The 15140-nt window shown below is 69.4% G+C and carries 7 protein-coding genes; 3 read left to right on the top strand and 4 right to left on the bottom strand.

What is annotated here, in order from left to right; all coding sequences use genetic code 11:
* Window positions 1–193: 193 nt before the first annotated feature.
* The 4 genes from prfB to K9U41_RS16905 form a co-directional block, all read right to left on the bottom strand.
* Window positions 194–1324, bottom strand: coding sequence for a peptide chain release factor 2 (gene prfB, locus K9U41_RS16920; RefSeq protein ID WP_282642051.1), 1131 nt, complete (start codon window positions 1322–1324; stop codon window positions 194–196).
* Window positions 1325–1540: 216 nt separating this feature from the next.
* Window positions 1541–4075, bottom strand: coding sequence for an EAL domain-containing protein (locus K9U41_RS16915; RefSeq protein ID WP_282642050.1), 2535 nt, complete (start codon window positions 4073–4075; stop codon window positions 1541–1543).
* Between the two features lie 303 nt (window positions 4076–4378).
* Window positions 4379–6793, bottom strand: coding sequence for a penicillin-binding protein 1A (locus K9U41_RS16910; protein ID WP_282642049.1), 2415 nt, complete (start codon window positions 6791–6793; stop codon window positions 4379–4381).
* 308 nt (window positions 6794–7101) lie between these two features.
* Window positions 7102–10317 carry an Rne/Rng family ribonuclease gene (locus K9U41_RS16905; RefSeq protein ID WP_282642048.1) on the bottom strand — a complete coding sequence of 1072 codons (3216 nt, stop codon included), beginning with the start codon at window positions 10315–10317 and terminating at the stop codon, window positions 7102–7104.
* A gap of 720 nt (window positions 10318–11037) precedes the next feature.
* Here K9U41_RS16905 and K9U41_RS16900 point away from each other — a divergent pair.
* The 3 genes from K9U41_RS16900 to K9U41_RS16890 all read left to right on the top strand — a co-directional run.
* The gene (locus tag K9U41_RS16900) at window positions 11038–12426 is read left to right on the top strand and encodes an N-acetylmuramoyl-L-alanine amidase (protein ID WP_282642047.1); all 1389 of its coding nucleotides are present in this window, start codon (window positions 11038–11040) and stop codon (window positions 12424–12426) included.
* Between the two features lie 79 nt (window positions 12427–12505).
* Window positions 12506–13663, top strand: a complete 1158-nt coding sequence (gene crtY, locus K9U41_RS16895) for a lycopene beta-cyclase CrtY (protein ID WP_282642046.1) — start codon at window positions 12506–12508, stop codon at window positions 13661–13663.
* Window positions 13660–15140 (top strand): phytoene desaturase (locus tag K9U41_RS16890; protein ID WP_282642045.1); only part of this gene is annotated, 1481 nt, incomplete at its 3' end. The genes crtY and K9U41_RS16890, both read left to right, overlap by 4 nt.

Here is a 15140-nt window from a genome sequence, read left to right as displayed (position 1 = left end):
CTCCCCAGCCCTCCCCCGCAAGCGGGAGAGGGAGTGGGCCGGCGCGGGGTGGAGAGCAGGGTTCGCCGGCGGCTCTTTTCAAACTGAGACACGGCCGGGTGACGGCGCATCCGGACCTGAGACAACATCGCAATTATGATGCGGACCCATGTGCCGGCCGCGCCGCCGGCAGGGAGGGCGGTTCAGGCGTGGATCAGTCCACGTCCTCCACGCTCTCGGGGCCGCCGCCATAGGCGCGCTGGGCCAGGGCCGCCTGCATGAAGGGGTCGAGGTCGCCGTCCAGCACCTCCTGCGGGGTGCCGGAGGTGACACCGGTGCGCAGGTCCTTCACCAGCTGGTAGGGCTGGAGCACGTAGGAGCGGATCTGGTGGCCCCAGCCGATGTCGGTCTTGGCCGCCTGCTCGGCCATGGCCTCGGCCTCGCGCTTCTTCAGCTCCAGGTCGTAGAGCTTGGCCCGCAGCATGTTCCAGGCGGTGGCGCGGTTCTTGTGCTGGGAGCGGTCGCCCTCGCTCACCACCGCGACGCCGGTGGGTATATGGGTGAGTCGCACCGCCGATTCGGTCTTGTTCACGTGCTGGCCGCCGGCGCCGCCGGAGCGCATGGTGTCCACCCGCACGTCGGCTTCCTTGATGTCCACCACGATGCGGTCGTCCACCACCGGATAGACATCCACGCTGGCGAACGAGGTCTGGCGCCGGGCGTTGGAATCGAACGGCGAGATGCGCACCAGGCGGTGCACGCCGGCCTCGGTCTTCAGCCAGCCATAGGCATTGTGGCCCTTCACCTGGATGGTGGCGGACTTCAGCCCGGCCTGCTCGCCCTGGGACTCGTCCATCAGCTCCACCTTGAAGCCGTGCCGCTCGCACCAGCGCCGGTACATGCGCAGCAGCATCTCGGCCCAGTCCTGGCTGTCGGTGCCGCCGGCGCCCGCATGGACTTCCAGATAGCTGTCGTTGGCATCCGCCTCGCCGGAGAGCAGGGCCTCCAGCTCGCGCCGGGCCAGCTCCGCCTTGAGGCCGTCGAGGGCGGCTGAGGCCTCGGTGATGACGCCCTCGTCGCCCTCCGCCTCGCCCAGCTCGATCAGCTCGATGTTGTCGTCCAGGTCGCGCAGCACGCGGTCGATGGCGCCGAGGCCGTCCTCCAGCGTGGTGCGCTCCTGCATGAGCTTCTGCGCCCGCTCGGGGTCGTCCCAGAGCTTGGGGTCCTCGACGATGGCGTTCAGCTCCGCAAGACGCCGCCGCGAGCGGTCCACGTCGAGGTGGGACCGCAGCAGGTCCAGGGAAGCTCTGATCTCGTCGACCTTTGCGGCGAGTTCCGCGCGCATGGCTCATCATACTCCGGCTGGATCGGGATGCGTCCGGGTCGAGGCGACCCGGACCGACAGTCCGTCTCCATATCTGGGAAGGTCATGCACCGATCGGCCGCAAGGCGAGGCCGATCGGTGCATGACCAAAGGGGGCCGCGGAAAATAGCGGCGGCGCGCGCAGGTGTAAACGGAAGAGGCGGCGCTTCGCCAGGCTGCGTTCGCCACCCGGCGCGTTCAGGACCCGGCGGGTGGCGCGTTGGCGGACAGCCAGCCGGCGAGGTCCGCCGCCTCCAGCGGCCGGGCGAAGACGTAGCCCTGGACGGCATGGCAGCCGAGGGCGCGCAGCAGCTCGGCCTGTGCCACCGTCTCCACGCCTTCCGCCACCACCGCCATGCCGAGGCTCTGGCCGATGACGATCACCGCCGTGGCCAAAGCGAGGGCGTTCTTGTCGTGCTCGATGCTGAGCATGAAGGAGCGGTCGATCTTCAGTTCGGCGATGGGCAGGCGCGACAGGGCGCTGAGGCTGGAATAGCCGGTGCCGAAATCGTCCATGGCGATGCGCACCCCCAGCGCATCGATGGCGCGCGCGGTGGCGAGCGCGTTGGGGTTCTGGTCCATGGTCATCCGCTCGGTGATCTCGACCCGAAGGTCGCCGGGGGAGAGATGGTGCCGCTTCAGGGCATCGCCGATGATGCCCACGATCTCGGTGCTGCGAAAGCTCAGCGGGGAGAGGTTGACCGAGACGTGGGGCACCGGGACCCCTTCGGCGCGCCAGACGGCGAGCTGCCGGCAGGCCTCCTCCACCGCCCACTGGTCGATGCTTTCGATGAAGCCGTATTCCTCCGCAAGGGCGATGAAACGGGGCGCGGGAACCGCCCCATGGACCGGATCGGACCAGCGGGCGAGGGCTTCCACGCCGTGGAGCGTGCCGCCCGAGAGCGTCACCTGGGGCTGGTAGACAAGGCGCAGCGCGTGGCTCTGCAACGCCCCCCTGAGCGCGACGGACAGCACCAGGCGGTCCTCCACCCTTTTGTTCAGGTCCGCGGTGAAGAACTGGAACCGGCCCCTGTCCTTGCGCTTGGCCTCGTGCATGGCGGTGTCGGCATGCTGCAGCAGCGTCTCGGCAGCGGTGCCATGCTGGGGATAAAGGGCGATGCCCACCGATGCCGACATGGTCAGGTGCAGTTTCTGCGCCGGGATGGGGGCGGCCATGTAGTCGATGAGGCGGCGGGCGATGTGCGCGGCCTCTTCCGCCGCGCAGTCGTGCACCAGCACCACGAATTCATCGCCGCCGGTGCGGCCCACCGTGTCCCCGATGCGCAACTGGGCCTTGAGGCGCCGGGCCATCTCCACCAGAAGCGCGTCGCCGGTGGAATGGCCGAGGGTGTCGTTCACGTCCTTGAAGTGGTCCACGTCGAGCATCAGCACCGCTAGCGGCTCGTCGTGCTCGCCGGCCGCGGCGATCAGGTCGGACAGGGATTCGATGAGCCGGCGGCGGTTGGGCAGGCCGGTCAGCGTGTCGATGCTGGCGAGGGTGGCGATGCGGTTGCGCGCATCCGACCGCTCCAGAACCAGCGCGCACAGGTCGGAGCAGACGGAGACCACGCTTTCCAGCCAGGGCGCAGCGAAAGGCGGGCCGGGGAAATAGAAGGCGAAGGTCGCAGCGACCTTGCCGCTGCGCAGCTTCGCCGGGATGGACCAGCAGCCCTTGATGCCGGGCGGAAGGACAAGGTGCTGAAAATCCGCCCACAGCGGACTGCCGGCGATGTCCTCCACCATCACCGCCTCGCCGCGGAACGCCGAGGTGCCGCAGCTTCCGCACGTCGGGCCGATGGCCAGGCCCTCCACCGCGGCGGAGAACGCGGCCGGCAGGCTGGGGGCGGCCAGCACCGTCAGCCGGTCGTCGGCGGTGACGCCGAGGATCGAGCACAGCACGCCGGGGGCCAGCCCCTCCACCTTGCGGCACAGCAACTCCAGGATGTCGCGGGCCAGCGCGTCGGCCGCGAGCGCGGCGAGCACCTGCCGCTGCAGGTCCTCCATGAGGCGGGTGTGGGTGATGTCGGCCATCACGGCGAACACGTGCTCAAGGGCGCCGGTGGTCGGGCTGAGCACCGGGGTGATGGTGGCCGAGACCCACACTTCACTGCCGGATGCGCTGCGTAGCGGGACGACTTCCGGGAACGGAACCCGGCGCTGGATGCTGCTGTCGATCCGCGCGGCGAGGTCGGCCGCGCCCTTGCCGGAGGCCAGCAGGTCCGCCAGCGCGCGACCGTCGGCTTCGCCTTCGGCGTAGCCGAGCATCTCCTGGAAGGCACGGTTGGTGTAGACGATCCGGCGCTGCGCATCGGTGACGACCACGCCGCGATCGGTCTTCTCGGCGACGAGGGAGAGGATGCCCATGTGCCCGGCAGCCCCTGCCGGGCCCGGCAGGGGCTGTACCACCGCCGCGTAGCCGGACTTGCCGGCGTGCTGGACCTGCGCCACGTGGATCAGGGCGACGGCGTTCGAGCCGTCCGGGTGCGCGATCACCACCTGCCGGTCGGTGCCGACCATGTCCTCCCTGGTCCAGAGACGGTTCGGGGCGAAGCGCAGCGCCGCCGGAAAGACGGCGCGCGCATCGCGGCCGATCATGGCCGCGCCGGACAGGCCCCACAGCTGCTCGGCCGCTGCATTGACGAAGGTGACGATGCCATTCTCGTCCATGAACACCACGGCATCCGCGGTCCGGCTGGTGGCGGCCGACGGAAGAACGGTGATCGTCTTGCCCATGGCTGCGGCTCCGCGCCAACGGGCGCATGGCGGACGACACGGGGCACGACAGGTCCACTCGCCCCGAAAGCGCGATCCGAGGACCGGATTCCGTCAGATGGCAACGGCTCCGCAGCCCGCTGGATCACCCTGCTCCAGCGCCAGCTTATCGAATCCGCAGATGTTGTACAGAAAGCCGGTGTGCCTCGGTTAATGACCCCGGTCGGTGCGACCGGGGTGCCGGGTGGACGTGGCCAGAGGTCTCGGCCCGGCAAGGGGAGCCATCTCAGGAAGGGGCGCCCGTCTCAGGAAAGGGCGTCGGTCTCAGTAGAGGCCGCCGCCGGTGCGCGCGGGGGGGCTGGGCTCGGGCGAGGCGGCATCCGTGCCGGAATAGCCCGCCACGGAATAGCCATCGGGCGGGGCGGTGCCGGGCTTGAAGGCCTCCAGGATGGAACTGTCGCCGGCACCGGCGCGCTGGCCGCTCTTCCGGTCGATGCGCACCAGCTTGATGCCCGCCGGCACCCGGAACGGCAGGGCCGGGCGGTCGGCGATGGCGACCTTCATGAAGTCGCGCACGATGGGCGCGGAGATGAGGCCGCCGGTGGAGCCCTTGCCCATGGGCCGGGGCTTGTCGTAGCCGAGATAGACGCCCACCACGATTTCCGGCGTGAAGCCGATGAACCAGGCGTCCTTCTCGTCGTTGGTGGTGCCGGTCTTGCCGGCGATGGGCTTGCCCACCTCCTTCAGCGCGGTGCCGGTGCCGCGCTGGACCACGCCCTCCATCATGGAGGTGATCTGATAGGCGGTCATGGGGTCGAGCACCACCGGACGGCGGTCCACGAGGCTGGGCTCAGGCTGGTTGTCCCACTTGTCCGCCTCGCAGCCGCGGCATTCGCGCTCGTCGTGCTTGAAGATGGTGTGGCCGTAGCGGTCCTGGATGCGGTCGATGAGCGAGGGCGTCACCTTGCGCCCGCCGTTGGCGATCATGGCGTAGGCGCCGGTCATGCGCAGCAGGGTGGTCTCGCCCGAGCCGAGCGCCATGGCGAGATAGGGCGGCATGTCGTCATAGATGCCGAAGCGCTTGGCGTATTCGGACACGATGGGCATGCCCACGTCGTTGGCGAGGCGCACGGTCATCACGTTGCGCGACTGCTCCAGGCCGAAGCGCAGGGTCTGCGGGCCATAGAACTTGCCGGAATAATTCTCCGGCCGCCACGTGGCCTGGCCCTGCTGCTCCAGCTCGAACGGCGCGTCCATGACGATGGTGGAGGGGGTGTAGCCGTTGTCCAGCGCCGCCGAATAGACGAACGGCTTGAACGAGGAGCCGGGCTGGCGCATGGCCTGGGTGGCGCGGTTGAACTGGCTTTCGTCGTAGGAGAAGCCGCCGGAGATGGCGAGCACGCGGCCGGTGGTGGGCTCCATGACCACCATGGCCCCTTCCACGCCCGGAAGCTGGCGCAGGCGCCACTGGCCGGAGCGGTCGCCCAGCGGCTCCACATAGATCACGTCGCCGGGCTTCAGCACCTGCGGCAGGGGCCGGCGGGTCCACTTGGCGCCGTCCACCGGGATGAGGCCCACCTCGCGGTCGGTGGAGCGGGCGCCGGACTTGGTGCGCGGCGGCTGGAGGCCGATGCGCGCATTGTCCTTGCCCACGTCCAGCACGATGGCGAGGCGCCAGGGAATGTCGTTCAGCTCCTTGACCTCGCCGAGCTTCATGCCCCAGTCGACCCCTCCGGAGAGGTCCAGATGGGTCACGGGCTTGCGCCAGCCGCGCTCCTCGTCATAGCGCACGAGGCCGTCGGTGAGGGTCTTCTTGGCCAGCACCTGCAGCTTGGGGTCGAGGGGCGTGCGCACCGAGAGGCCGCCCTCGTAGAGCTTGCGCTCGCCATAGCGCTCGTAGATCTGCCGGCGCACCTCCTCGGCGTAATATTCCGCGGCGAAGATCTGCGCGCCGGTGGCCCGGGGCGTCACGTCCAGCGACGACTTCTTGGCGGCTTCGCCCTCCTGCTGGGAAACGAAGCCGTTCTCCACCATGCGGTCGATCACCCAGTTGCGGCGATCGACGGCGCGGGAGCGGTCGCGGAACGGATTGTAGGAAGACGGCGCCTTCGGCAAGGCGGCGAGATAGGCCGCTTCCTGCACGTTCAGCTCGTCCACCGACTTGTCGAAATAGACCAAAGCGGCGGCGGCGATGCCGTAGGCGCCCATGCCGAGATAGATCTCGTTGAGATAGAGTTCGAGGATGCGGTCCTTGGAATAGGTGCGCTCGATGCGCAGGGCCAGCAGCGCTTCCTTGACCTTGCGGTCCAGGGACACCTCGTTGGTGAGCAGGAAGTTCTTGGCCACCTGCTGGGTGATGGTGGACGCGCCCTGGGGCCGGACGTTCTTGCCGTAGTTCTGGAAATAGAAGGCCGCGGCGCGGAAGATGCCGGTGGGGTCGATGCCGCCGTGCTCGTAGAAATTCTTGTCCTCGGCCGACAGGAAGGCCTCGATCACGGACTTCGGCACGGACTGGATGGGAATGTAGAGCCGGCGCTGCTTGGCGTACTCGGCCACCAGCGCGCCGTCGGCGGCGTGCACGCGGGTCATCACCGGCGGCTCGTAGTTCTGCAGCTGGGAGTAGTCGGGGAGGTCCTGGGAGTACTTCCACACGAAATAGGTCGCGCCCGCGGCACCGGCGAGCAGCACCACCGTGGTGAGCGCGAAAACGAACCCCAGAAACCTCAAGATCAACCGCATTTCGCCGGTTCCCTCCACGGCACCCCATCAGGCGCGCCATCGCATAGCGCGACTTCTCTCCCGTGCGAAGGGCTCACACTGCGTGGCCGGCGTCGGGAGCGCAACTTCCCTTTCACGTCCGCGCGAGTGGAATGCGCACGTCGGCGCCGCACGTGGAGAGGAATCGCAAGTCAGAGCCTATGGGGGCCAAACGTGGCCGCTTCGCGACGCGGCGGGTGTCTCCGGCAAACGAAAACGCCTCCCGGAGGGCCGGGAGGCGTCGTTTCAAAGGGTCAGGAAGCCTGGGCCTCTGGGCAGGAGGCCTGGCTTCAGCCGCCGAACAGCTTGCGCTGCCACCAGCCCGACTTCTTGCTGGCCGCGCTCTCCTCGCTGCCCTGGGCCTCCGGCCCGGCGGTGGGCGCCGACGGGGAGGCGACCTCGGACGCGACCTCGGAGGCGATCTCGGGAGCGGGCACGTCCGGGGTGGAGCGTTCAGAGGCGGGAAGTTCAGCGGCGAGCTGGGGCTCGGCCTCGGAACCGGCCGGGGCCGGCTGAAGCTCGGCCGGGGCGGCGCTCGCGGCGGCATCGTCCACCATGACGATCACCGGGGCCTTCTCGCGCACCGTGGAGCGGCGGCGCGGCTTGGCCGGCTCGACGGCTTCCGGCTCTGCGGCCTTGGTCGCCACGGCCTTGGCCTCGGGCTTCTCCACCACCGCCGGCACCGGCGCCGGGGAGAAGAGGATGGGCACGGACGGGATTTCGGCGGCGGCTTCCGGAACCTCGGCGGGGGTCACCGGAATGCGCACCTCGAAGGCGGGGGCAGCTTCTGCGCCCGCATCCTCGACCTCGGCGACGGCATCCGCCTCGTCGGCTTCGTCCGCGTCCTCGCCATCGGCCTCGCCGGCCGCGAGCGGGGTGTCGCCCTCGCCCTCGCGCTCCCGGCGGTTGCGACGGCCGCCGCGACGGCCGCGACGGCGGCGGCGGCGCTCGGCATTTTCCTCTTCAGAGCGCTCGGCGTCGGCGGCGCGCTCCTCTTCGGAGCGGTCGTCCTCCTCGCCTTCGCCCTCGTCGCCATCCTGGGCCTCGGCGGAGGCGTCATCCTCCTCCTCGCCCTCGGCGCCACCCTCGCGGGTCTCGTCCTTCTCGCCCCGCCGCCGGCGGCGGCGACGGCGGCGCTTGCGATTGCCGTCATCGGCGCGGTCGCCGGCCTCGCCGTCGACCTCGGGACCGGCTTCGGCCTCAGCCTCGGCGGTCTCCTCGATCACCTCCTCGTCCTCCTCCTCGGCATAATCCTCGTCGAGCAGGATGGAATCGGGGTGCACCACGGAGCTGGGGCGCGGGGCGGCGGCCGGGGGAACGGCCAGCTCGCCCTTCTCGATGATGAAGGGCTGGTGGCCGGTCACGCTCTCGTCGGCGACGACGGCCAAAGTGACGGAGAAGCGCTCTTCCAGCTCGCGCAGGTGGGCGCGCTTCTGGTTGAGCACATAGAGCGCCACCTCGGTGCGGGTGCGGGCGTAGAGGTTGTGCGTGGCGGCGCGCAACAGCTGCTCTTCCAGCGCGCGCAGCAGCTGGAGCGACACCGAGGCCGCCGAGCGGACGTGGCCGGTGCCGCCGCAGTGCGGGCACACCTCGATGGAGCTTTCCAGCACGCCGGTGCGGATGCGCTGGCGCGACATCTCCAGCAGGCCGAAATGGGAGATGCGGCCGATCTGGATGCGCGCCCGGTCGTTCTTCAGGCAATCCTTGAGCTTGCGCTCCACCGACCGGTTGTTGCGCTTCTCCTCCATGTCGATGAAGTCGACCACGATGAGGCCGGCGAGATCGCGCAGGCGCAGCTGGCGGGCGATCTCCTCGGCGGCTTCCACGTTGGTCTTGAGCGCGGTGTCCTCGATATGGTGCTCGCGGGTGGCGCGGCCCGAGTTCACGTCGATGGAGACCAGGGCTTCCGTCGGGTTGATGACGATGTAGCCGCCGCTCTTGAGCTGCACCACCGGGGAGAACATGGCGTCGAGCTGCTGCTCCACCCCGTAGCGGGCGAAGATGGGCTGCGGCTCGCGATAGGGCAGCACGCACTTGGCATGGCTCGGCATGAGCATGCGCATGAAGTCCTTGGCCTCGCGATAGCCTTCCTCGCCGGCCACGTGAACTTCGTCGATGTCCTTGTTGTAGAGGTCGCGGATGGCGCGCTTGATGAGCGAGCCTTCCTCATAGACCAGGTTCGGCGCGGCGGAGGACAGTGTCAGCTCGCGCACCGTCTCCCACAAGCGCAGGAGGTATTCGAAGTCGCGCTTGATCTCCACCTTGGTGCGGTTGGCGCCGGCGGTGCGCAGGATGATGCCCATCCCTTCGGGCACCTCCAGGTCCTGCACCACTTCCTTCAGGCGCTTGCGGTCAACGGTGTTGGTGATCTTGCGGGAGATGCCGCCGCCACGGGCGGTGTTGGGCATGAGAACGGAATAGCGGCCGGCCAGCGAGAGGTAGGTGGTGAGGGCGGCGCCCTTGTTGCCGCGCTCCTCCTTCACCACCTGCACCAGCATCACCTGGCGGCGGCGGATGACTTCCTGGATCTTGTAGGAACGGGCACGGCGCTGCGGCGCGCGCTCCGGCACCTCTTCCATGGCGTCGTCGTCGGCGCCGAGATGCTCGATCTCCTCTTCCTCGTCGATCTGGTCGACGTCCCCGTCGTCCTCGTCCTCTTCCTCGTCGTCCTCGACGGGGCGGGTCTCGGTGCGGATCTCCTCGATGTCGAGGATGGGGGCGGGATGGGTCTCGCCCTCGGGGGCCTCCCGCAGGCGCAGGTCGGCGTTCGCGTCGGCGTGCTGCTCCTGCGGGGCGGGCAGGGGGGTGCCGTAAGTGGCCTCGACCTCGGCTTCCCGGATCTCGGCGGACGCTTCGGCGGCCTCGGCGGCGGACAGCAGGTCGGTCACGCTTTCGGGGGCGTGATGCTCGGGCGCGGGGTGCGCGCTCTGGGCGGGGGCGTCCTGCCAGGAGCCGGCTTCAGCCTGGGGCTGCTCAGCTTCGGGCGCGTCACCCTGGGGTGCCTCATGTGCGGACCCGTGGTCGAATTCGGCAGCCTCGGCCGCCACGGTATCCGAGGACGCCTCGAAGCTGGACGGCGTGTAGCCGGAGGCCGCATCAGCCTCGGCGGAGACCGTCTCGGCCGCCTCGCTCACGGCCTGATCGGAGCTGGAGCGCCGGGCGCGGCCGCGCTCGCGGCGGCGGTCCTTCAGCTCGGCCTCGTCGTCGGCGAGGCGGGCGGCGCGCTCCTCCTCCTCGATCAGGGCGAGGCGGTCGGCCACGGGGATCTGGTAATAGTCGGGATGGATCTCGCTGAAGGCGAGGAAGCCGTGGCGGTTGCCGCCATATTCGATGAAGGCGGCCTGGAGCGAGGGCTCCACGCGCGTCACCTTCGCCAGATAAATGTTGCCCCGCAACTGCTTGCGGGTCGCAGACTCATAGTCGAACTCTTCGACCCTGTTCCCGCGCACGACCACCACCCGGGTTTCCTCCGGGTGGGTCGCATCGATGAGCATCTTGTTGGCCATGGAATTCTCTCTTCACGGCGCCGCGGGCAAAGGTCCGCGACAGCCGCCCAGGCGCGCCCCATTGCGGGGTGGCCGGGCCGCTCGGGCGCCGGATGTGATGACGTGAGGACGAAACGGAGGAGCGGGTGCGTCGGGGCGTGTCGCTACGACCCTCGACGTCGGGGCACACGGGGGCGCGCATAACGCGCCTGTCGTGCGGAGAAAAATCCATGCCCTCGGCTACCCATTCCTCGATGAAGGGTTCAGGCCGGATGAAAGGCGGGCGCCTCGTTCCGGCCACGGCACACGGTCGCCCGATTCCCCAGATCGTCCCTTGCGGCTCTTCGGCTGAGGCGGCCGGTGGGGCTGTCGCATCGAGCGCCGGTGGGGCGCTCACCACGGGGCTCCACAAAAGTGGTCGAGCCGCCAGCGGCGATGGCAGTGTTCCCGCACTTCCGGGCATCCGGCGCGCTCAGCGGCCCGCCCGGGATCGAGGAAACACTGTCCTGCGGCAGCCGCGGCAGCCGGGGCCGAAGGGCCTGGTCCGGAACGCGAACTGTGTACCCCGCCATTCTTACCCGCCCAACTTCCTGCTTGGCAAGGTTTATGCGTCCACTTCCTCATTCCAGCGGGCTATAACGCTTCGTCAACGGGGCGTTTACGGGCACCGCCTTAAGGCTGCCCTCCTTCAATGGCCCGATCTTGGGTCCGACCCTGCGATCGTGCGAAGATGGGGTGCCGATGAACCTGCGCCTGGACCTGCGCTTCGAATTGCGCCCGGATCTGAGCCGCAGGCCGGCGCGCGCGCCCATGCCGGCCGGGACAAGGCGCCGCAGCGGTTTGCGCGCCCTATTCCTCGCCTTTTTTCTAGGCGTGCTCACGTTCGCGTCATCGGTGGTCTCCGCGCCGGTCCGCGCCGGGGAGGCGGATGTGCAGGCCCAGCCCCATACGGCAGGGCCGGCCGATGGCGGCCCCGCCACCGCCAGGGATGCGCGGCTTGCGGGCGATGCCCAGCGCACGCGCCTCGTGATCGACCTCGACCGGGCGGTGGAATTCCACGCCTTCACCCTGGCCGAGCCCTATCGGGTGGTCCTCGACCTGCCGGAAGTCGCCTTCGCGCTCCGGCCCGAATCGAACCAGCTGAAGCGTGGCCTGGTGTCGGCCTACCGGTTTGGCGTGTTCGCGCCGGGCAAGGCGCGCATGGTGCTGGAGGTGACCGGGCCGGTGGCCATCGACAAGGCCTTCGTGCTCGATCCCGTGGACGACCAGCCCGCCCGCCTCGTGGTGGACCTCGTGAAGAGCGATCCCGACGCCTTCGCCCGCACCGCGGCGCGCTCCGCCGCCCTGCGCACCGCATTGCCTGCGACCCCCATCGTGCCGCCGGCGGCCGGCGACACGCGCCCCGTGGTGGTGCTCGATCCCGGACACGGCGGCATCGATTCGGGCACGACGGGTTATTCGGCTTTCGCGGAAAAGAACGTGGTGCTGGAGACCGCGCTCGCCGTGCGCGAGCTTCTGGAGCGCTCCGGCGCCTATCGCGTGGTCATGACGCGCTCCACCGACACCTTCGTTCCCCTGGGCGAGCGGGTGCGCATCGCCCGTGCCCATCGCGCCGACCTGTTCGTGTCGTTCCACGCCGATGCGCTCGCCCGCGGCGACGGACAGGCGCGGGGCGCCAGCGTCTACACCCTGGCGGACACCGCGAGCGACGCGGACGCGGCTCATCTGGCGGAGAAGGAGAACAAGGCCGACCTCATCGCCGGCGTGGACCTGTCCGACGAGACCGACGAGGTGGCGGGCATTCTGGTAGACCTCGCCCAGCGCGAGACGCGCAATTTTTCCGCCCTGCTCGCCCGCTCCCTGGTGGGCGCCATGAAGAACACCGTGCGCTTCCACCGTTCGCCGCTGAAATCCGCCGGCTTCCGGGTGCTGCGGGCCCATGACGTGCCCTCCGTGCTGCTGGAGATCGGCTACATGTCCAGCAAGGAGGACCTGAAGCTCCTCACCTCGCCGGAGGGGCGCATCCGCATCGCCGAGACGGTGGTGACGGGCATCGACCAGTTCTTCGCCCAGAAGGCCGCGGGCCTCCACGCCGCCGCCGACGACGACAAGGCAGCGGTGCCGCGCTGAGTCGCGGCGGGGGTGACAGGGGCCGGCCCGGCGGCTATTGCCCTGTCCGGGGGCCGATGGCAGGAGCAGCGCGAAGGGCATGGACATCGTCTTCGTCGGCGCCGGCCTTGCCAATTGCCTCATGGCCGCGCGCCTCGCCGCGCAGCGGCCCGGCCTGCACATGCTGCTGCTGGAAGCCGGCGAGAGCGTCGGCGGCAACCACAGCTGGTCCTGCCACGACAGCGATCTCACCGCCGCCCAGCGCGCCTTCCTCGCGCCGTTCCAGAGCTATGGCTGGGCCGGGCATGAGGTGCATTTCCCCGCCTTTTCCCGCAGCCTCAAGGGCGGCTACGCCACCATTTCCTCCGAGCGCATGGCCGAGGTGATGAACGAGCGCCTGTGCGCCTCCATCCGCACCAACGCCCGCGTCGCCCATGTGGCGGCCGACCATGTGGTGCTGGAGGGCGGCGAGCGCATCGCCGCCCGGGCGGTGGTGGACGGGCGCGGTCCCGTGGCCTCGCGCCACCTCGACCTCGGCTACCAGACCTTCCTCGGGCAAGAGCTGCGCCTGTCGCGGCCCCACGGCCTCACCCGCCCCGTCATCATGGATGCGCGGGTGGAGCAGCTGGGCGGCTACCGCTTCGTCTATGTGCTGCCGCTGGACGACGACACGGTGCTGGTGGAAGACACCTATTATGCCGACGGCCCGGACCTGCCCACCGATGTCCTGCGCGGCCGCATTTCCGCCTATGCCGCGGCGCAGGGCTGGGCGGTGGATTATGTGGTGCGGGAGGAGGACGGCATCTTGCCGATTGCGCTCGGCGGCGACGTGGACGCGTTCCTCGCCGAGACCCCTTCGGGCGTCGCCCCGGCGGGGCTGCGGGCGGGCCTGTTCCACCCCACCACCGGCTATTCCCTGCCCGATGCCATGGCGCTGGCCGACACGGTGAGCGCGCTCAAGGACCTCTCCGGCCCCGCGCTCTCGGCGGCCGTGCGCGCCCATGCGGCGGCGGCCTGGAACGGGCGCGGCTTCTTCCGGCTGCTCAACCGCATGCTGTTCCGCGCCGCCGATCCACAGCGGCGCTACACCATTCTCCAGCGATTCTACGGGCTGTCGGAAGACCTGATCGCCCGCTTCTACGCCGATCGCCTCACCCTTGCCGACAAGGCGCGCATCCTTTCGGGGCGCCCGCCCGTATCGGTGTTCAGGGCGCTCTCCTGCCTTGTTGAGACGAAAGCCGCACCCGGTTCCCCATGATGCTCGATGCCACCAAGACCATCCGCCGCGCCGCCGTCATCGGGTCCGGCTTCGGCGGGCTCTCCCTCGCCATCCGCCTGCAGGCGGCGGGCATCCGCACCACCGTGTTCGAGCAGCGGGACAAGCCCGGCGGCCGCGCCTATGTCTATGAGCAGGACGGCTTCACCTTCGATGGCGGCCCCACCGTCATCACCGATCCCACCTGCCTTGAAGAGGTATTCGCCGCCGCCGGGCGCAGGCTCGAAGACTATGTGGAGCTGATGCCGGTCTCGCCGTTCTACCGGCTGCTGTGGCCGGACGGTCGGCAGTTCGACTATGTGAACGACCAGGCCTCTCTCGACGCCCAGATCGCCACCTTCGACACGGCGGACGTGGAGGGCTATCGCCGCTTCCTCGCCTATTCGCAGGCGGTGTTCGAGGAAGGCTATCGCAAGCTCGGCGCGGTGCCGTTCCTTGAATTCTCCAGCATGATGAAGGCCGCGCCCAAGCTGGTGAAGCTGGAAGCCTGGCGCTCGGTCTATGCCATGGTGTCGCGCTTCATCCGCGACGATCACCTGCGGCAGGCCTTCTCCTTCCATTCCCTGCTGGTGGGGGGCAATCCCTTCTCCACCTCGTCCATCTATGCCCTCATCCATGCGCTGGAGCGCAAGTGGGGCGTGTTCTTCCCGCGCGGGGGAACCGGCGCTCTGGTGCGCGGCATGGCCAAGCTGTTCACCGACCTCGGCGGGGAGATCCGCCTCTCGAGCCCGGTGGACGAGATCGTGGTGGAGGGCCAGCGCGCCACCGCCGTGACGCTCAAGAGCGGCGAGACCCTGCCGTTCGACCTCGTCGCCTCCAATGCGGACGTGGTGCACACCTATCGCCACCTACTGCGCGGGGCGGCGCGCGGGCGCTCGGAGGGGGCGCGGCTGGCGAAGACGCGCCATTCCATGTCCCTGTTCGTGACCTATTTCGGGGCGCGGCGCACCTGGGACCATCTCCAGCACCACACCGTGCTGTTCGGCCCGCGCTATCGCGGCCTGGTGGACGAGATCTTCAAGGGGCCGAACCTGCCCGACGACTTCTCGCTCTATCTCCATGCGCCCACCGTGACCGACAAGTCGCTGGCGCCGGAGGGCTGCACCGCCTTCTACGTGCTCTCCCCGGTGCCGCACCTGGGCAAGGCGGACATCGACTGGGAGGTGGAAGGCCCGCGCTATCGCGACCGCATCCTCGCCCATCTGGAGGCGCGGCTGCTGCCGGGTCTGCGCGACAGCCTCGTCACCTCGCGCATCCTCACCCCCTTCGGCTTCCGGGACGAGTTGTCCGCGCATCAGGGCTCGGCCTTCTCGGTGGAACCCATCCTCACCCAGTCGGCGTGGTTCCGGCCGCACAATCGCGATGCCAAGATCGCCAACCTCTATTTCGCCGGCGCCGGCACCCATCCGGGGGCGGGCGTGCCGCTGTCTCTTATACATGTCTCCGTGCCCACTAGCCC

The sequence above is a fragment of the Xanthobacter autotrophicus genome, assembly GCF_029991245.1.
Classification (GTDB): domain Bacteria; phylum Pseudomonadota; class Alphaproteobacteria; order Rhizobiales; family Xanthobacteraceae; genus Xanthobacter; species Xanthobacter autotrophicus_C.
The sequence above is the reverse complement of the archived record's forward strand: the minus strand, read 5'-3'. Positions and strand labels throughout refer to the sequence as shown.

Coding starts and splice junctions, on each gene's coding strand:
- prfB (WP_282642051.1), bottom strand. CDS start 1,324: ATGCGCGCGGAACTCGCCGCAAAGGTCGACGAGATCAGAGCTTCCCTG.
- K9U41_RS16905 (WP_282642048.1), bottom strand. CDS start 10,317: ATGGCCAACAAGATGCTCATCGATGCGACCCACCCGGAGGAAACCCGG.
- K9U41_RS16910 (WP_282642049.1), bottom strand. CDS start 6,793: ATGCGGTTGATCTTGAGGTTTCTGGGGTTCGTTTTCGCGCTCACCACG.
- K9U41_RS16915 (WP_282642050.1), bottom strand. CDS start 4,075: ATGGGCAAGACGATCACCGTTCTTCCGTCGGCCGCCACCAGCCGGACC.
- crtY (WP_282642046.1), top strand. CDS start 12,506: ATGGACATCGTCTTCGTCGGCGCCGGCCTTGCCAATTGCCTCATGGCC.
- K9U41_RS16900 (WP_282642047.1), top strand. CDS start 11,038: ATGAACCTGCGCCTGGACCTGCGCTTCGAATTGCGCCCGGATCTGAGC.